The organism is Pseudomonas sp., from assembly GCF_049300855.1.
Lineage (GTDB): Bacteria > Pseudomonadota > Gammaproteobacteria > Pseudomonadales > Pseudomonadaceae > Aquipseudomonas.
In genome coordinates, this window is sequence record NZ_JBAQKH010000028.1 from 146,559 (window position 1) to 163,629 (window position 17,071).

Below are 17,071 nucleotides of genomic sequence, written 5' to 3' on the forward strand. Positions count from 1 at the left end.
CCATGCGTTTTGCCGTTCTCGGCAGCGGTAGCCAAGGGAACGGCACGCTGATCGCCAGTGCTGATACGTATGTGCTGGTGGATTGTGGTTTTTCCCTGCGGGAAACCGAAAAACGCCTGTTGCGCCTGGGTGTGAACCCGGCGCAACTGAGCGCGATACTCGTAACCCACGAACATGCCGACCACGTGCATGGCGTGGGTTTGCTGTCTCGGCGCTACAATCTACCGGTCTACCTCAGTCGCGGCACTCTGCGCGGGATGCGCAAACCGATTGAACCCGCGGGCTTTCTGGCCGGCGGCGAGCAACTGCAGATCGGTGCTCTGAACATCGGGGTCATTGCCGTGGCCCATGATGCGCAGGAGCCGACCCAGTATGTCTTCAGTGATCACGAGCAGCGGCGCTTCGGCCTGCTGACCGACCTGGGTTCCTACTGCGAGCGGGTGCTGGACGGTTATCGGGACCTCGATGCATTGATGATCGAGTCCAACCATTGTCGCGATATGCTGGCCCGTGGTCATTACCCGTACTTTCTCAAGCAGCGGGTGGGCGGCGAGCTGGGACATTTGAACAACCATCAGGCGGCTTTCCTGGTGTCCGAGTTGGGCTGGCAGGGCTTGCAACACCTGGTCCTGGCCCACCTGAGCAGCAAGAACAACCTGCCGCAGTTGGCCCGGCAATGTTTTGTCGACACCCTCGGGTGCGACCCGGACTGGCTGCAACTGGCCGATCAAGATTCAGGGCTCGACTGGCGGCACATCGCCTAGCCCACCTACTTAGCAAGCGGAGCCCATCATGGAAAAACGTGAAGAACTCTACCGCGGCAAAGCCAAATCGGTTTACAAGACCGACGACGCTGACCGCTTGATCCTGCTGTTTCGCAACGACACCTCGGCGTTCGACGGCAAGCGCATCGAGCAGCTCGACCGCAAAGGTATGGTCAACAACAAGTTCAACGCCTTCATCATGCAGAAACTCGAAGCGGCCGGCATTCCGACCCAATTCGACAAACTGCTGGCCGACAACGAAGTCCTAGTCAAAAAGCTCGACATGATCCCGGTCGAGTGCGTCGTGCGCAATTACGCCGCCGGCAGCCTGGTCAAGCGTCTGGGCGTTGAAGAAGGTCTGAAGCTCAACCCTTACACCTTCGAACTGTTCCTCAAGGACGACGCCAAGGGCGACCCGTTCATCAACGAATCCCACGTCGTGGCATTCGGTTGGGGCACCGCCGAGCAACTGGTTCGCATGAAAGAACTGTCGCTCAAGGTCAACGAAGTCCTGACCAAGCTGTTCGACGACGCTGGCCTGCTGCTGGTCGACTTCAAGCTCGAATTCGGCGTATTCAGCGACGGCTCCATCGTCCTCGGTGACGAGTTCAGCCCGGACGGCTGCCGCCTGTGGGACAAGGACACCAAGAAGAAGATGGACAAAGACCGCTTCCGCCAGGGCCTCGGTGACGTCATCGAAGCCTACGAAGAAGTCGCCAATCGTCTGGGCGTACCGCTTTAATCGACGCAAGCATCTGATAGCACGAACAAATTTTCGAAAGAGGGTTTGCTTTCGGTAAAAGTGTTGTTATGATGCGCGCCGTTGGAGAGATGCCAGAGTGGCCGAATGGGACGGATTCGAAATCCGTTGTACCTTCACCGGTACCTAGGGTTCGAATCCCTATCTCTCCGCCATTACATAGAAAAAGCCCCGTAGCTGAAAAGCTACGGGGCTTTTTTGCATCCGCTCGATTGGTCTCAGCCAACCGAGCGAAAATTTGATGATGTAGGTACCGACAGCATCAACGCATGTCGATCTCGCTGAATTTGAGGGTGAGGGGCTCATCATTCAAATCCTTGAATACGAGCTTGATGGCAGGGGTCTTGGTCAGCTTGTCGTTGCTTTGCTGAAAATTCAAAGTGACGCGCGTAGGGAGGTTGCGGATGAGTTGGAATCTTGCCCAAGGGCGATCTTCCACCTGGCCTACTCGAATCGATTCGAATTTCAGCGGGCCTCCCGATGCATCGAAAAGGCGTGTGCTTTCGTCGAAGCGGAAACTGCGATCCACATTCATGTTTGTTAGTTCGAATGTGCAGGTTGGCAATCGACCGATATTTTCGCAGCCATCCAGTTCAATGCGTACGTTGTCCAGGACTTCCAAGCGCTTGCCGAGCAGATTACTCCCCTCGTTCTCAACGATTTTTGCCTGAAGCTTTGCAAATTCGAATGAGGGTTTGGCGTACTCCGTACCCAAGATAAAGAAACCGAATGACATCCCGGCGATGATGAGGAACTGCAGGGTGCCTCTCAGCAATGGCGTGAGATTTCGAATTTGCCATCCGATCGAAACAGCACCCAGAAACATAAAGGTGCTGACCAGCAAGACCACGTTTTTCCAGCTGATGAAACTGAAGCCGAACACGCTAGGGTCTGGTACTGCGTAGGTGATCAGTGCCCACATGGCGCCTAGCAGAACACCAAGCCCCGCCATGCCTCTCGTTATCAAGGAAGTGAGTTTCTGTGTCCGGGAGAGGGGCGCTGATAAATCCTGAGAGGGGGTCAAAGTTACGAACTCCTTGTTTCGTAGCCTGATCATGTATCCATGATGGTGAATGTCGGGCCGATGAGATGAGAATCCCAGGTATCAGGGATTGGTGGGTTGTGGCAGGTTGCCATTATCCATCTGCGACGGTTCGGGTAAAGCCGTATCTTGATTACATGCAGTTGCGACGGGGCGATTTTTCAGAGACTTGGATGCTGCCTACGTACAATAGGCAGCACGTTCATTTCTTAGATCTCCTTAACCGGCGTCTCCCCCTGCACAGCCTTGATCAGCCCGATCACATGCAAGCAATCCGCCTTGTTCACATAAGACTCGCCGCTGGCGATCGTCTCGTGATTACCCGCCCTCAGCCTCCAGCGCCATTGCCCTTTGCCGGTGCTCGGGGTGCCTCTGGATTGCCTGTAAATCTCGAAATACATTCAGTTCGCTCCATGCGATGGTTTGCTGCGTCAGCCCTTGTGACGCATCGACGCAAGCCTAGCGCAGGCGGTTTTTTTGGCTATCGGGGATGTGTTTCCAATCATTGGCAGATGTTTCTCAAGCGCCCGGACTAGAGCGCGGGAATAGGCCTCTGGATTGGCCGATACGTCACCGTCTGATCCTTGCAACACCGTCGACGCTCCTGCTTAATACGGGACGGCTCATGGCGTCGAAAATCGTTTGGCGACCGACAATCACTATAAAAAGAGCATTCCTTTGACTGAGCACGGAACGCAACAGACCGGGCAGGTGACGTTATCGCTGGTGGTCCCCGTTTTTAACGAGGAGGACAGCCTCGACACGTTTCTGCGGCGCATCAATGAAGTCTTTCAGACGCAGGCGTTGGTTGATCTTGAACTGGTGTTCGTCAACGACGGCAGCACCGATGCCACGCTCGAGCGCTTGATTGAGCATCAGCGGCACGATGCCCGCCTGCGTATCGTCGACCTGAGTCGAAATTTCGGCAAAGAGGCTGCGTTGTCCGCCGGTCTGCAGATCGCCACCGGGCAGATCGTGGTGCCGATCGACGCCGATCTGCAGGACCCGCCCGAGGTCATTGTGCAGATGATCGAGCGTTGGCGAGAAGGCTATGAGGTCGTGCTCGGTCATCGTATCAGCCGTCACAGTGATACCTGGGCCAAGCAGACGTCGGCTCATTGGTTCTATCGTCTGCACAACAAAATCGCCGAACAGCCATTGCCCGAGAACGTCGGCGACTTTCGCCTGATGGATCGCTGCGTAGTGGACGCCCTGCTGACGCTGCCCGAATCGCGGCGCTTCATGAAAGGACTGTTTGCCTGGGTCGGTTTTCGCACGACTCATGTCGATTACGAGCGCCCTGAGCGCGTGGCGGGGCAGAGCAAATTCAATGGCTGGCGGCTGTGGAATTTTGCCTTGGAAGGCATCACCAGTTTCAGCACCGAACCGCTACGCGTTTGGACATACGTGGGGGCGCTGGTGTCACTGGTGTCTTTTGCTTTCGCTATCTTCATTGTTCTGCGCACCCTGATTCACGGTGTCGACATGCCCGGTTATGCCTCGCTGATGGTCGCTGTGACCTTCCTCGGCGGGCTGCAATTGATCGGTATCGGCGTGCTCGGTGAGTATCTGGGCCGCACTTACATCGAATCCAAACGCCGGCCGGTTTTTCTGGTGCGTCGCGTCTACGACCCCAAGGACTGATACATGGATCTCAAGGAAACCGACATCCTCGGCGACAGCATCAACGAGCATTGGTATTACTGTTCCAAAGCGGCGGCTACCAAGCGTTTACTGGGCGATGCGCCCATTAGCCGGATACTTGATGTGGGCGCCGGCTCGGGTTTTTTCTCCCATCATTTGTTGACGCATACCGATGCTCGCGAAGCGTGGTGCGTGGATATCAGCTACCCCGCCGACTCCAGCGCGACCACCGCCGGTAAACCGGTGCATTACCGTCGCGGGATTGAAACCATCGAGGCCGATCTTGTGCTGTTGATGGACGTGCTGGAGCATGTCGATGACGACCTCGGGCTGCTCAAGATGTATGTCGATAAAGTGCCGTCCGGTAGCCGATTCCTGATGACAGTGCCGGCATTCCAGTTCCTGTGGAGCGGCCACGATGACTTTCTCGAACACAAGCGCCGCTACACCCTGCCTCAGTTTGAAACGCTGGCGCGCGATGCCGGACTGACGGTGCAGCGCGGTGCCTATTATTTCGGCGCGGTGTTCCCGATTGCGGCGGCATTGCGCTTGTTGCCGCAAGGTGCGCAAGCCCAGGCACCGCGCTCGCAACTCAAGCGTCATCACCCGTGGGTGAACGGCATCCTCAAAACCTTGTGCCGCCTGGAACTGCCGCTGATGAGCGTCAATCGCCTGGCCGGTTTGAGTGTGTTTGTGCTGGCGCAAAAACCGTGACGTCGGAGCAAAACTCAGCGCTGATTCAGCGCGGATTACGCTTTGCCGTGACCGGGCTGTTCGTCACCGCGGTGCATGCGCTGGTGGCGGTGCTGTTCATCCACTTCATCGCCGCGCAACCGCCGCTTGCCAACGGTGTGGCGTTTGCTGTGGCGACGGTGGTGTCCTACGTAATCAACACCACCTGGAGTTTTTCTGCCCGGTTGCATGGCCGGACGCTGCTGCGTTTTTCGCTGGTGTCCGTAGGCGGTTTTTTCCTCGCGATGTTCGTTGCCTGGGCCGCACAGATGGCCGGGTTGCACTATCTGCTGGGTATCGTTGCGGTGGCGCTGACGATTCCAGCGTTCACCTTTGTCTTGCACAATTTCTGGACCTATCGATGAAGGCTTCAAGGAACCACCCGGCGTTGGCTCTTTTGCCTTTGCTGCTGGGCGTATTGGCGTTTTTCTGCGTGATCGGGCCGCAAGCGCTGGATCCGCAAAACATTGCCTGGCTGGAGCAGGGCGATCCGGCCACGCATTATCTGGGTTGGGAATATTTCCGACATTCGCCTTGGACCTTTCCGCTGGGGCTCAACCCGTCCTATGGACTGGAGTTGGGCAGTTCGATCATTTTCTCCGACTCCAATCCGCTGCTGGCGCTGCTGTTCAAACCGTTCAATGCCTGGTTACCGGCGACCTTCCAGTATTTTGGTCTGTGGCTGCTGGCGTGCTTCGTACTGCAAGCCTGGTTCGGCTGGAAACTGCTGGGGCTGATGACGGGGAATCCGCTGATTCGCTTGCTGGGCACAGGTTTACTGGTGATTTCGCCGCCGATGTTCCTGCGCATGGGCGGACACCTTTCCTTGTCCGGGCATTTTCTGATTCTGGCAGCGCTGTACCTGGCGTTGTTGCCGAACCTGTATCGACGTCGTCTGGCCTGGGGCGCGCTGCTGGCAGTGACGGCGATGGTGCATGCGTACCTGTTGGCGATGGTGGCGTTGATCTGGGTGGCAGATCTGCTTGGCAAGACCTTCAGCCAACAATTGCCTCGGCGTCAAAGTCTGCTCGAAGGCATGTCGCTGTTCGCCGTGGTGACTGTGTGCTGTTGGCAGGTCGGTTACTTCACTATTGCCGACGGCGTGCAATCCGGTGGTTTCGGTTTGTACCGGATGAACCTGCTGTCACCTGTCGATCCAGCGGGCTGGTCGTTCATTTTGCCGGATCTGCCAAAAGCCGGTGGCGATTACGAAGGCTTCAACTATCCGGGCCTGGGTGTGCTGTCGCTGGTGCCGTTGGCGCTGATTGCCTGGCTGAGAAACCGACAACCGTTGAAGGATGAACTTCGCATTCGCCCTTGGTTAGTACTGGCGTTGCTCGGTTTATCGTTGTTCGCGCTATCGAACCAGATCGGTGTCGGCGCGCACACATTCAGCTACCCGCTGCCGAAAATAGCCATCAAACTGGCCAATATTTTCCGCGCCTCGGGGCGGATGTTCTGGCCCGTGTTGTACGCGCTCATCGTGTTGGTGATGTTCTTGCTGGTGCGCGGTTACCGGCCACGCATCGTCGTCGCGGTGCTGGCGCTGGCGTTGACGATACAGGTTGTCGACACGCGCAATGGCTGGATGGGGTTGCGCAACAGCAAGATGATGACGCCGTCCGCAGAATGGGCAACGCCGATGCGGGATCCGTTCTGGGCGAGCGCGGCGGCGCATTACCCGAACATCCGCAGCCTGATGCCGCAGAATCAGTCCGAGCGCTGGCAAGTGATTGCCGATTTCGCCGCGACCCACGGCCTGAAAACCGATGCCGTGTATCTGGGCCGCATGAGTTCCAGGGCGCTGGAGCAAGCCCGGCAGAAAACACAGCGCATGCTCGAATCAGGGCAGTACGACAGCGACTCGTTATACATCCTCGATGATACGGTGCTGGTCGATGCCGCCAAAAGCGTCAACAGTGACACGGACCTGCTGACCAGAGTGGATGGCCTGGTGGTGCTCGCACCGGGCTGGAAGCATTGTGCGCAGTGCCTGAGCATGCCTGATGAGGGGCGGCGGATGTCATCTGTGACCCTGATGCGTCCGGGTCAGGCGCTGACCCTCAACTACTCCGCCCGGCAGTTGGCCAGCGGTTGGTCGACCCCGGAAAACTGGGGAACATGGTCGGCGGGGCAGCAGGCGAAGATCGACTTGCGGGTGACACCCGTGGCGCGCTCGATTGTGCTGGAGGTCATGGCATTCGTTGTGCCGCAACACCCGGCGCAGCGAGTGATTGTCAGTTTGAATGGCGAACAGGTGCTGACCACGCGCCTGGTGCAGCTTCAGGATAATCATCTGGAAATACCGATCACCCCGACCATCCGACAGCGCCTGGCGGGCGATGATCGCCTGACGATCGAGTTGCAATTACCCGACGCCATCAGCCCTGAACAATTGGGTATCAATGACGATTCACGGGTCATGGGGCTGGGCCTGAAGCGTTTGACAGTGAACTGACGCACCGTGGTGATGGACGCCGGGGCCCCGGCCTTTCTACACTGCCGGTATTCCGGGGGGCAGGGGGCAAGGGATGAATCGCAATGAATTACGCAAGGCCGACATCAACCTGATGGTGGTGTTCGAGACCTTGATGCTGGAGCGCAATGTGACCCGGGCCGCGGAGAAGTTGTTTCTCGGCCAGCCGACCATCAGTTCGGCACTCAATCGTTTGCGTACGATGCTTAACGATCCGCTGTTCATCCGCGTCGGCCATCGCATGGAACCGACGGCCCGCGCCGAAGATATCTTTCGTCACCTCAAGCCAGCGCTGGATTCACTCTCGGTGGCGTTGAGCCTGACCCGCGATTTCGATCCGGCCGTCAGCACCATGACCTTCCGTATCGGCCTGTCCGATGATGTCGAATTCGGCCTGCTGCCGCCGCTGCTAAGGGCGCTGCGGCAAGAGGCGCCGAACGTGGTGTTCGTCGTGCAACACGTCGATTACTGGCGGATTCCCGATCTGCTCGCCGCGGGCGACATCACCGTTGGCATCAGCCAGACCCGTGGTCTGCCGGCCAATGCCAAGCGTAAGTTGTTGCGGCACATTCAGCCGAGCATCCTGCGCGCCGATGCTTCCGATACGCCTTTGACCCTCGACGAATACTGCGCGCGCCCGCATGTGCTGGTTTCGCACACCGCCAACGTCAGCGGTTTCGCCGATGAGTGGCTGGCGGAACTGGGCCGCACCCGTCAGGTGGTGCTGTCGGTGCCGCAATACAGTGCGTTGCCGGCGCTGCTGGCCGGCACCGACCTGATTGCCAGTCTGCCGGATTACACCGCGGCGGCGATGGCCACTTCCGGATTGCTGTTCAAGGAACCGTTCCCGTTCAAGACGCCGACGCTGGATCTGTCGATGGTCTGGCTCAGCCACGTCGACAGCGACCCGGCAGAGCGTTGGTTGCGCTCCAGGCTGGAACAGTTCATGAGTGAACGGCCATTGACTCCAGCCTGATGAGCCTCACATGGATATGTGAAAGTCCGCAGAAGGGTAGGGCAATGCTGTGCTATATGTACGACCTTTCTGCCGACTACCCGGAGCAATCCCGATGCCACACCTGCACATGGAATACACCGCCAACCTGCCGCACTTGAACGCTGACGTCGCGTTGATCCGGCTCAACAACACCTTGGTGGGCTCCGGTCAGTTTGCGGCAGAGTTCGATATCAAGAGCCGTGCGATCAAGGTCGAGACTTTCAAGGTCGGTACGGCCATGAGCGAGCGTGCGTTTGTCTACGTGAAGTTGGCGTTGCTCAGCGGGCGCTCGCCGGAAATCAAGAAGCAGCTGTCGCAAAGCCTGCTGGCAGTGCTGCAGGATCTGTGCGAATGGCCGGCCGGCGTTGAAGTGCAGCTGTGTGTAGAACTGCTCGACATCGATCGCGAGTCCTACACGAAAACCGCCATCAGCGGGTAAGGCTCAGGCCGCTTCCAGCTCGCTGCACACCTTGATGACCTGCTCGCGCAGCCAGACATTGGCGCTGTCCTGATCGACGCTCTGGCTCCATTGCATGTCGAGGGTAAAACCGGGCAAGCCGTTCGGCGCCTCGCAGTGATTGAACACGGCTTCGTTGGTCAGCAATCGCTGGATACGGCGGGGCAGGGTGAGGATGAAGTCGGTGCCGGTGATCATCTTCAGTGCCGCGCTGTAACTGTTCGACCGCGCGACGATCTGGCGCTTCTGTGCCTGTCGCGCGAGCCAGCCGTCGACCATGTTGGTGGTCGATGTCCACGGCGTCGGAAACACATGCCGTCGCTCGGTAAAAGCTTGCAGGCTCAGGCGCGGTTCCAGCGGTGTGGCACGCTTGTCGAAAACACAGACCAGGTCATCTTCCAGCAGCATCCGTGACTTGAGGTCGCTGTGATGGCGGTGGAAGTTGGGGCCGAAACTGATCACCAGATCGAGGCTGCCATCGCGCAACTCGTCGGCCGGCACGTCGGTTTCAAACTTGTGCATGTTGACCATCACCGGCAAGTCATCGAAGTCAAAGCGCTTCAACAATCGCGGCAGGATCAGTTGTTCGAAATATTCCGGGGCGCAGATGTTGAAAGTGACCGCTTGTTGCGTCGGGTCGAACGCAGCGGCGCCGGCGTGGCACAGGTTGATGCTTTCGAGAATTTTCTGCACGTGGCCGTACATGCTGCTGGCCTTGTAGGTGGGGCGCATGCCGGTGCGGGTATTGATGAACAGTTCGTCTTCGAAACTGGTGCGCAGTTTTTTCAGGCAGTAACTGACGGTGGACTGACTGACAAACAGCGTTTCCGAGACGTCGGTGACGCTGCTCTGCTCATACACGGCGATAAACACCATGAGATCCTGCATGTCGAGCTTGCGTAGCAAGTTACTGTTCAGCATCCGTTCTGTCTCGCTGTGCTCCTTGCGCTGAATCCGCGCAAACGTGTGCGAATGATCCTAACGGAACGATGGTGCCAGGACAAAGCCCTGTAGGACGTTTCACGTTCAGTTGTGGGACAGAAAGTTTTAGTAACACGACGTCGACGTTCAAAGCGCTAAAACATGGCCAGAGGCCTCTAGCCTGATCAGGAAAAGTGGCGCGGGTAATGCCGGGGATCGAAGCGCAGCACCATCAATAACATGATCGCCATTACCGCCGTCAGCGACCACCAGGCCCATTCGAAACTGCCCAGTTGGTCGCGGACAATCCCCGCCAGCAATGGCGAGAGGCCGGCAATCAGGTAGCCAATGCCCTGCACGAATGCGGTGAGCGCCCCGGCGCGTTGCGGGTTGTCGAGGTGATCGAGCGAGACAATCAGGCTCATCGGAAACAACCCGCCAATACCCAGACCTAACAAGCACGGCCACAGCAGGCTGAGATGAGGCGGGCCGAGAATCAGTCCGCAAAAACCGGCGATGATCAATCCGAGCAGAACCATCAGCACGGCCCGCCGATCTCGGCTGCGGTTGGCGATCGCTGGAACCACCAGGCCGGACAGTACCTCCATGGCCGTGAGAAAACCCAACAACAGTCCGGCGTTTTGTTCACTCCAGCCTTTTTCCACGTAGTACGGGGCGAGCCAGGCGAGCACACAGGTGTAGGACGCTGTCCCCAAACCGAAGAAGATCGCGAGTAACCAGGCGCGGGGATTGGCGAAGAACGAGTCTTTTCTGCTTGCCGTCGCCACGGAGGCGGGCAATTGGCCGCGTTGCGACCACCAGAACACCAGCGCGAGCAATGCCAGGATCGCCCAGATCGCCAAGCCGTGACGCCAGCTGCCGGTTTGCACCATCACCAGCGGTGCGAATGAGGCCACAAGCGCCGCGCCGCCCATGATCGACGTGACGTACACGCCCATGCACAGCGCGACGTTGTCGGCGAAGCGCGATTTGATCAACACGGGCATCAACGCCTGAATCAAAGCAATGCCGATGCCCGCCAACACGGCGCTGGCGATCAGTTCGGCGGCGGATTCGATAAACAGCCGCGACAGCGTCGCCAGGCCAATGATCAGCAGAGACAACAGCACCGTGCGCTGTGCGCCCAGACGCTGGCTGATGCCAAGGCCGAAAAACATTGCCAGCCCCATGGCCATCACCGGCAGCATCGTCAGCAGTGAGGCGAGGCTGAAACTCAGTGGGATGTCAGCGCGAATCGCCGAGAGCAATGGCCCGACCGCCGCCATCGACGGACGTAAATTGAGCGCGACGAGGCTGATGGCGAGCATCAACCAGACAGCGGGGCGAGCGGTGGCGCGGACGTTTTCCATCATCAGACCTGTGAGCGTGGGGCTGACGATTAGGCGCGGAGCCACTTGTACCGGGCAAACCAGAAAATCCGGAGCAGTATTTAAAAACTCGATACCTCCCCCCTGTGGGAGCGAGCAGGCTCGCTTTCAAAATGAACAACCGTGTGGTTTTTTCTGAATAAAAGCTGAACCATTCTCAAATACTTCGCAAGTTTCAGCATATCGCCAAGCGCCAACTAATCGTTGGCGTCTTTTTCACAAAAAATTGATGGTTGCCTGCTTAAAGTTTGTCATGCCTTAGTTAATGAAATTTTCACAATTGAATTTTTTGTCATTGGCCGAGGCTCTTCTTTTCAGGAACTGCCCCTTTCTATGTTGAAGTTAAAAGCCGTGCGCCCGGAATGGGTGACGTTGATTGCCAGCGCCTTTCTTTTAATCGGCTGCAATTTTGTCCTCTGGCAGCATCTGTTCGAGATCACCGCCGCCGATGGCAAGGGCATCGCCATGCGCCTGGCGTTCGGGGTGATGATCCTCGCGGCGTTCAACATCGTGCTGACGGCACTGGCTTTTCGCCCGTTACTCAAACCGCTGTTGACGCTGGTATTTCTGCTCAGCGCCGGCGTGGCTTATTTCATGGGGCAGTATGGCGTCATGATAGATGCCGGCATGTTTCGTAACTTTGCCGAAACCAATGTTACGGAAGTGCGTGATCTGCTCTCTTTGAAGTTATTTGTTTATATTCTGCTGCTGGGTGTTTTACCGTCCTGGTTGTTGTGGCGAGTTCCAGTCAACTATCGTCGCTGGCACCGTGAGTTGCTCAGCAAAGTTATTGTCAGTGTCGCCTCGGCGGCAGTGATTGGCGGCGTGGCACTGGCCAACTATCAGGGTTTGTCTTCGCTGTTTCGCAACCACCACGAAATTCGCTTGATGCTGGTGCCAAGCAACTACATCGGCGCTTCGGCCGGTTACCTGCGTGAGCAAGTGGTGTCGGCGCAGCAACCGTTCATCAAGATTGGCGAAGACGCTGCGCGTAATCCGGACGTGAAGCTTCAGCCGCGTAAATCCCTGACCGTGTTAGTCGTGGGCGAGAGTGCCCGGGCAGAGAACTTCGGCATTCTCGGTTATGGCCGCGACACCACACCGAAGCTGGACAAGGAAGCCGGGCTGATCGCCTTTACCGACGTGCACTCGTGCGGCACGGAAACCGCTGTTTCGGTGCCGTGCATGTTCTCCAACATGGGCCGCAAGGACTACGACGCGAGCAAGGCGAAGAACGAAGAAGGCCTGCTCGACGTGCTCAAGCGTGCCGGTATCGATGTGATCTGGCGCGACAATCAGTCCGGCTGCAAGGGCACTTGCGACCGCGTCACCCTGCAGGATGTCAGCAACTTGAAAGACCCGGCGCTGTGCGCCAACAGCGAATGTCGCGACGAAATCCTTCTGCAAGGCCTGCAAAGCTTTATCGACCACTTGGACAAGGACACCGTTTTAGTTCTGCACCAGATGGGCAGTCACGGCCCGGAATACTTCAAGCGTTATCCAAAGGAATACGAGCACTTCACCCCGGTGTGTGAAAGTAATGCACTGAACAATTGCAGCCGCGAAAGTATCGTCAACGGCTACGACAACACCTTGGTGTATACCGACCATGTGCTGTCGAGCCTGATCGATGTATTGCGCAGCAACCAGAACAAAGTCGACACCGCCATGTTGTACCTCTCGGACCATGGCGAGTCGTTGGGCGAATACAACTTGTTCCTGCACGGCACGCCTTACATGTTGGCGCCGGAACAACAGAAACACGTGGCGATGCTGGCGTGGTTCTCCGACAACTACCAAAAGGCCTACTCGGTCGACACGCATTGTTTGCAGATGAGCCGTGACAAACCGCTGAGCCAGGACAACCTGTTCCACTCGATGCTTGGCCTGCTGGAGGTCAAGAGCAAGGTCTATCAAGCGGATCTGGACATGTTTGCCGGTTGCCGTGGCGCGGTGATCGACGGCGTGCTGGCCAAGGACTGAAGTGTTTCGGGCTCGTCGTTTTGACGCGACGGGCCTGTCTGTTTCCTCTGTCAGACTATTCTTGCTCTTTGGCAGGACATTTCGTTACAGCTCTTGCCCTTCGCAGGCGCGTAAATCGCCGGTGGCGATATATACTGCGCGCCATTCTTCAAGGGAGAGCCGTGTGGCCATCGATATTCACTGGATTCGCGACAACGAAAGCCTCGCGCAGTTTTGCGCCGAGTGGCAGCAGCTGCCGTTCGTTGCCCTCGACACCGAATTCATGCGGGTCGACACCTTCTACCCGATTGCCGGCCTGTTGCAGATTGGCGACGGTAAACGCGCCTACCTGATCGATCCGCTGACCATCAATGCCTGGCAGCCGCTGGCCGCGCTGCTGGAAAACCCGGCGGTGCTGAAAGTCCTGCACGCTTGCAGTGAAGACCTCGAAGTGCTGCTGCGCCTGACCGGCAGCCTGCCGGCGCCGATGTTCGACACGCAACTGGCTGCGGCCTATCTGAACCTCGGTTTCTCGATGGGCTATTCGCGACTGGTGCAGGAAGTGCTCGGCATCGAGCTGCCGAAGGGCGAGACCCGTTCCGACTGGTTGCAACGGCCGTTGTCCGACACGCAAATCAGCTACGCCGCCGAAGACGCTGTGCATCTTGCGGAGGTTTTCGTACAGCTGCGGCCGAAACTGTCTGACGACAAGTTCGCCTGGGTACTGGAGGACGGTGCTGAACTGGTCGCCAACCTGCGCCGCGAAACCGACCCTTACGAGGTCTATCGCGAAGCCAAACTGGCGTGGAAACTGTCCCGCGCACAACTGGCGGTACTGCGCGAGCTGTGCGCCTGGCGTGAAAAAGAAGCGCGAGCCCGCGATCTGCCGCGCAACCGCATCGTTCGTGAGCATTCGCTGTGGCCGCTGGCCCGCACGCAACCGGACAACCTCGCCGCACTGGGCAAGATCGAAGACATGCATCCGCGTACCGTGCGTCAGGATGGCCAATTTCTGCTTGATCTGATCAAGCGCTCTGGCAGTGTGGGGCCTGATCAATGGCCGCCTGCCGTAGCGGAGCCATTGCCGATCGAAGCGGCTGCGTTGATCAAACAACTGCGCGCATTGGGCCAGGCTGCGGCCGAGCGTCTGGGCATCGCCCCGGAACTGATGCTGCGCAAGAAAACCCTCGAAGCCCTGGTCAAAAGCGGCTTCCCCGAGGGGCCTTACCAATTGCCTGAGTCGTTGCGTGGCTGGCGCCGCGAACTCATGGGTCAGAAGCTGCTCGACAGCCTGGCCACCGCCGGAGAACAGCCTTGAAACGTATTTGCTCTATTTACCAAAGCTCGAAGCGCAAGGGCATGTATCTCTATGTGCTCAAGAGCGATGAGCTGGAACGCGTGCCCGAGGGCCTGATGGCGGCTTTCGGCAAAGCCATATTTGCCTTCAGTCTGGTGTTGACGCCCGAGCGCAAACTGGCCAGCGAGGACATCGTCGTGGTCCTGGAAAACCTCGACAAGCAGGGCTATCACCTGCAGATGCCGCCAGCCGAGGACGAGTACATTGAGCACTTGCCCGAAGAGTTGCTGCGACGCAACGACCCGGTCTGATCTGCGAGGCCCTGTCCTGGGCCTCGGTTAACCCTGGAACTGTTTTTTACCGCGATGGCCGGCCAACATCCGACGGCCGTCTGCACGGTTTGCGAAAGGTTTGAAGATGCGCGTTCTGATTGCCGAACACGACCACGCGATATACGCCCGGCTGCTGCGTCAGGCAGCGCCCGAGCTTGAAGTGCTGACCAGCGGCGACTCTGCCGAACTGGCCCGTCTGGCCGCCGATTGCCCGGTGTGGCTGGGGCAGCCGGATCTGTTGGCGACCCTGTTGCGCCAGGGCCATCAACCGCAATGGCTGCAATCGACCTGGGCCGGCATCACGCCGCTGCTCGCTGACGGCCTGCGCCGTGATTACCGGTTGACCCGTGCGGTGGGGATTTTCGGTCAAGTGATGGCCGAGTATGTGCTGACCTACATCCTTGGCCACGAACGCGAAGTGCTGGCGCGCCTGGTCAGCCAGGTCGAGCGCAAGTGGGACAACCGCAGCGGCCAGAGCCTGGTCGGGCGCAAAGTGCTGATCGTTGGCACCGGCGACATCGGTCAGAGCGTGGCGCAGTTCCTGCTGCCGTTCGGCATTGAGCTGTACGGGATTGCCAGCAGCGCCCGTGAGCAGGCGCCGTTTGTCGAGGTCGGTTCGATGGCTGATCTGCCGCGACTGGTGGGTGAAGTGGACTACGTGGTCAATCTGCTGCCGAACACCGAACACACCCACGATATCTACGACGCGGCGCTGTTCAAGCAATTCAAGCCGACCGGGTTGTTTATCAACGCCGGGCGCGGGGTGGCGGTGGTTGATGCGGATCTGGTGGAAGCCTTGAAAGAAGGGCATCTGGCAGGCGCCGTGATCGACGTTTGCCGTCAGGAACCACTGCCGCAACGGCATCCGTTCTGGACAGCGTGGGGTTTGTTGCTGACCGGGCACAGCTCGGCACCGACGTCACCGGCGTTGATGGTGCAACTGTTTGTCGAGAACCTGAAGGCGTATCAGGCGAGCGAAGCGTTGCGCGGGGAAGTGGATTTCGATCGCGGGTATTGATTCCCACGCAGATCGTTCCCACGCAGAGCGTGGGAACGATCATTTCGGTACGGCTTAGAGGGTGAAGTCGCCTTCTGCCGCCAGTTCGTTCAGCGGACGGCGCGGGCTTGGCTCTTCGCGGGCTTGCAGGTATTCAGCCAGCGTTGCCTTGTCACCCAGTTTGCCAACGGCCACGGCAGCATGCAGCGCATAACCTTCAGGAATATTCAGCTCCTTGCGCGTCAGTTCCTGATCGAAACCGGCCATGCCGTGAGTGTGCCAGCCGCTGAGGCTCGCTTGCAGCGCCAGATGGCCCCACGCCGAACCGGTGTCGAAGGTGTGCCACAGCGCCGGGGTTTCTTCGCTCGCGCCCGGTGCGGTGAAGGTGGTTTTCGAAATCACGATCACCAATGCCGAGGCGTGCTGCGCCCAACTGCGGTTGAACTCGTTCAACAGTCCCAGATAGCGCTCCCAGTTCGGCGTATCGCGACGTGCATAGAGGAAACGCCATGGCTGCGAGTTGTACGCCGAGGGCGCCCAGCGTGCCGCTTCGAAGAAGCTCAGCAGGGTTTCTTCCGGAATCGCTTCCCCGGTGAAGGCGCGCGGCGACCAGCGGTCGGTGAATTGCGGGTGAATGGCGTAATCGGCAACGCGAGGGTTGGCACTCATCGAGAGATTCCTTGCTACGTTTGAGTCATGAATTCGAGGCAAAACCCTACGTGGCGGCGGTTGGGCTGACAAGCGCGATTTACCGACAGTCGCCAACGCTTGGCCCGCAAGGCCTTGAGCACTAGACTGGCGGCCTTTTCACCACCTGATGTTGATGCTTGAGCCATGGTCGCCAAAGACGAACCGTTCTGGATACGCAAAACCCTCGATCAACTGGATCACGAGGAGTGGGAATCGCTGTGCGACGGCTGTGGTCTGTGCTGCCTGCAGAAACTCGAAGATGAAGAGGACAACAGCGTTTATTACACGCGCATCGCCTGCAAACTGCTGGACCTGAAAACCTGCCAGTGCAGTGATTATCCGAATCGCCTCAAGTTTGTTCCGGACTGCATTCAGCTCACTCCTGGCCAGGCCGAAGAATTCAAATGGCTGCCGCCGACCTGCGGTTATCGCCTGGTCAGCGAAGGCAAGGATTTGCCGTCGTGGCACCATCTGGTCAGCGGTGATCGCGACGCGGTGCACCACGAACGGATTTCCCAGTCCGGGCGCATGCTCGCCGAAGGCAGCGTGCCGGAGGATGACTGGGAAGATCACCTGATTTTCCGCGCAGGTTAACCACCTGCGCACGCAAGC

Annotated in this window: 18 protein-coding genes and 1 tRNA gene; 14 read left to right on the forward strand and 5 right to left on the reverse strand. The window is 58.4% G+C overall.

Translation table 11 applies throughout. The features are described 5' to 3' along the window. Positions 1-2 precede the first annotated feature (2 nt). The 3 genes from WA225_RS14790 (at position 3) to WA225_RS14800 (ending at position 1,679) form a co-directional block, all read left to right on the forward strand. Positions 3-764, forward strand: coding sequence for an MBL fold metallo-hydrolase (locus WA225_RS14790; protein WP_007911390.1), 762 nt, complete (start codon positions 3-5; stop codon positions 762-764). A 28-nt stretch (positions 765-792) separates the two neighbouring features. Beyond that, positions 793-1,506 (forward strand): phosphoribosylaminoimidazolesuccinocarboxamide synthase, encoded by a 714-nt coding sequence (purC, locus tag WA225_RS14795; RefSeq protein ID WP_008077821.1) that lies wholly within the window; start codon positions 793-795, stop codon positions 1,504-1,506. 83 nt (positions 1,507-1,589) lie between these two features. Continuing rightward, positions 1,590-1,679: transfer RNA gene (locus WA225_RS14800), tRNA-Ser, on the forward strand. A 107-nt stretch (positions 1,680-1,786) separates the two neighbouring features. On the opposite strand, the gene WA225_RS14805 is transcribed toward WA225_RS14800, so the two are convergent. After that, on the reverse strand, positions 1,787-2,476 hold the full coding sequence (locus WA225_RS14805; RefSeq protein WP_422608464.1) for a hypothetical protein: 690 nt from the start codon (positions 2,474-2,476) through the stop codon (positions 1,787-1,789). A gap of 299 nt (positions 2,477-2,775) precedes the next feature. Beyond that, positions 2,776-2,967, reverse strand: coding sequence for a YegP family protein (locus WA225_RS14810; RefSeq protein ID WP_016984684.1), 192 nt, complete (start codon positions 2,965-2,967; stop codon positions 2,776-2,778). Between the two features lie 277 nt (positions 2,968-3,244). On the opposite strand from WA225_RS14810, the gene WA225_RS14815 reads away from it, so the two are divergent. From WA225_RS14815 to WA225_RS14840, 6 genes are all read left to right on the forward strand, one after another. Beyond that, positions 3,245-4,210, forward strand: coding sequence for a glycosyltransferase family 2 protein (locus tag WA225_RS14815; protein WP_422608465.1), 966 nt, complete (start codon positions 3,245-3,247; stop codon positions 4,208-4,210). A 3-nt stretch (positions 4,211-4,213) separates the two neighbouring features. Further along, the gene (locus WA225_RS14820; RefSeq protein WP_422608466.1) at positions 4,214-4,924 is read left to right on the forward strand and encodes a class I SAM-dependent methyltransferase; all 711 of its coding nucleotides are present in this window, start codon (positions 4,214-4,216) and stop codon (positions 4,922-4,924) included. Further along, the gene (locus tag WA225_RS14825; RefSeq protein WP_422608467.1) at positions 4,921-5,307 is read left to right on the forward strand and encodes a GtrA family protein; all 387 of its coding nucleotides are present in this window, start codon (positions 4,921-4,923) and stop codon (positions 5,305-5,307) included. Before WA225_RS14820 ends, WA225_RS14825 begins: the two co-directional genes overlap by 4 nt. Beyond that, positions 5,304-7,400 carry a DUF6311 domain-containing protein gene (locus WA225_RS14830; RefSeq protein WP_422608468.1) on the forward strand — a complete coding sequence of 699 codons (2,097 nt, stop codon included), beginning with the start codon at positions 5,304-5,306 and terminating at the stop codon, positions 7,398-7,400. The genes WA225_RS14825 and WA225_RS14830 overlap by 4 nt, the downstream gene beginning before the upstream one ends. Before the next feature lie 73 nt (positions 7,401-7,473). Continuing rightward, complete coding sequence (locus tag WA225_RS14835) at positions 7,474-8,394, forward strand: LysR substrate-binding domain-containing protein (RefSeq protein ID WP_064119673.1); 921 nt, start codon at positions 7,474-7,476, stop codon at positions 8,392-8,394. A 94-nt stretch (positions 8,395-8,488) separates the two neighbouring features. Then, positions 8,489-8,854, forward strand: coding sequence for a 5-carboxymethyl-2-hydroxymuconate Delta-isomerase (locus WA225_RS14840; RefSeq protein WP_422608469.1), 366 nt, complete (start codon positions 8,489-8,491; stop codon positions 8,852-8,854). Positions 8,855-8,857: 3 nt separating this feature from the next. Here the strand turns inward: WA225_RS14840 and WA225_RS14845 are convergent, their stop codons facing one another. Next, a complete protein-coding gene (locus tag WA225_RS14845; protein ID WP_422608470.1) occupies positions 8,858-9,793 on the reverse strand; it encodes a LysR substrate-binding domain-containing protein in 936 nt (311 codons plus the stop codon). A gap of 185 nt (positions 9,794-9,978) precedes the next feature. Further along, positions 9,979-11,163, reverse strand: a complete 1,185-nt coding sequence (locus tag WA225_RS14850; RefSeq protein ID WP_422608471.1) for a cyanate transporter — start codon at positions 11,161-11,163, stop codon at positions 9,979-9,981. A gap of 351 nt (positions 11,164-11,514) precedes the next feature. On the opposite strand from WA225_RS14850, the gene WA225_RS14855 reads away from it, so the two are divergent. The 4 genes from WA225_RS14855 to WA225_RS14870 all read left to right on the forward strand — a co-directional run bounded on the left by WA225_RS14855 (position 11,515) and on the right by WA225_RS14870 (position 15,790). After that, positions 11,515-13,164, forward strand: a complete 1,650-nt coding sequence (locus WA225_RS14855; RefSeq protein ID WP_422608472.1) for a phosphoethanolamine transferase — start codon at positions 11,515-11,517, stop codon at positions 13,162-13,164. Positions 13,165-13,327: 163 nt separating this feature from the next. Further along, the gene (gene rnd, locus WA225_RS14860; RefSeq protein ID WP_422608473.1) at positions 13,328-14,461 is read left to right on the forward strand and encodes a ribonuclease D; all 1,134 of its coding nucleotides are present in this window, start codon (positions 13,328-13,330) and stop codon (positions 14,459-14,461) included. Beyond that, positions 14,458-14,751 (forward strand): YcgL domain-containing protein, encoded by a 294-nt coding sequence (locus WA225_RS14865; RefSeq protein WP_064119667.1) that lies wholly within the window; start codon positions 14,458-14,460, stop codon positions 14,749-14,751. The genes rnd and WA225_RS14865 overlap by 4 nt, the downstream gene beginning before the upstream one ends. A gap of 106 nt (positions 14,752-14,857) precedes the next feature. Beyond that, positions 14,858-15,790 (forward strand): D-2-hydroxyacid dehydrogenase, encoded by a 933-nt coding sequence (locus tag WA225_RS14870; RefSeq protein WP_422608474.1) that lies wholly within the window; start codon positions 14,858-14,860, stop codon positions 15,788-15,790. Between the two features lie 54 nt (positions 15,791-15,844). On the opposite strand, the gene WA225_RS14875 is transcribed toward WA225_RS14870, so the two are convergent. Beyond that, positions 15,845-16,438, reverse strand: coding sequence for a nitroreductase family protein (locus WA225_RS14875; RefSeq protein ID WP_422608475.1), 594 nt, complete (start codon positions 16,436-16,438; stop codon positions 15,845-15,847). A gap of 165 nt (positions 16,439-16,603) precedes the next feature. On the opposite strand from WA225_RS14875, the gene WA225_RS14880 reads away from it, so the two are divergent. Beyond that, entirely contained in the window at positions 16,604-17,053 is a 450-nt protein-coding gene (locus WA225_RS14880; RefSeq protein ID WP_422608476.1) for a YcgN family cysteine cluster protein, read from the forward strand. Positions 17,054-17,071: the final 18 nt, after the last annotated feature.

Coding starts and splice junctions, on each gene's coding strand:
- WA225_RS14855 (WP_422608472.1), top strand. CDS start 11,515: ATGTTGAAGTTAAAAGCCGTGCGCCCGGAATGGGTGACGTTGATTGCC.
- WA225_RS14880 (WP_422608476.1), top strand. CDS start 16,604: ATGGTCGCCAAAGACGAACCGTTCTGGATACGCAAAACCCTCGATCAA.
- purC (WP_008077821.1), top strand. CDS start 793: ATGGAAAAACGTGAAGAACTCTACCGCGGCAAAGCCAAATCGGTTTAC.
- WA225_RS14790 (WP_007911390.1), top strand. CDS start 3: ATGCGTTTTGCCGTTCTCGGCAGCGGTAGCCAAGGGAACGGCACGCTG.
- WA225_RS14875 (WP_422608475.1), bottom strand. CDS start 16,438: ATGAGTGCCAACCCTCGCGTTGCCGATTACGCCATTCACCCGCAATTC.
- WA225_RS14840 (WP_422608469.1), top strand. CDS start 8,489: ATGCCACACCTGCACATGGAATACACCGCCAACCTGCCGCACTTGAAC.
- WA225_RS14850 (WP_422608471.1), bottom strand. CDS start 11,163: ATGGAAAACGTCCGCGCCACCGCTCGCCCCGCTGTCTGGTTGATGCTC.
- WA225_RS14810 (WP_016984684.1), bottom strand. CDS start 2,967: ATGTATTTCGAGATTTACAGGCAATCCAGAGGCACCCCGAGCACCGGC.
- WA225_RS14870 (WP_422608474.1), top strand. CDS start 14,858: ATGCGCGTTCTGATTGCCGAACACGACCACGCGATATACGCCCGGCTG.
- WA225_RS14835 (WP_064119673.1), top strand. CDS start 7,474: ATGAATCGCAATGAATTACGCAAGGCCGACATCAACCTGATGGTGGTG.
- WA225_RS14830 (WP_422608468.1), top strand. CDS start 5,304: ATGAAGGCTTCAAGGAACCACCCGGCGTTGGCTCTTTTGCCTTTGCTG.
- WA225_RS14845 (WP_422608470.1), bottom strand. CDS start 9,793: ATGCTGAACAGTAACTTGCTACGCAAGCTCGACATGCAGGATCTCATG.
- WA225_RS14805 (WP_422608464.1), bottom strand. CDS start 2,476: ATGGCGGGGCTTGGTGTTCTGCTAGGCGCCATGTGGGCACTGATCACC.
- WA225_RS14820 (WP_422608466.1), top strand. CDS start 4,214: ATGGATCTCAAGGAAACCGACATCCTCGGCGACAGCATCAACGAGCAT.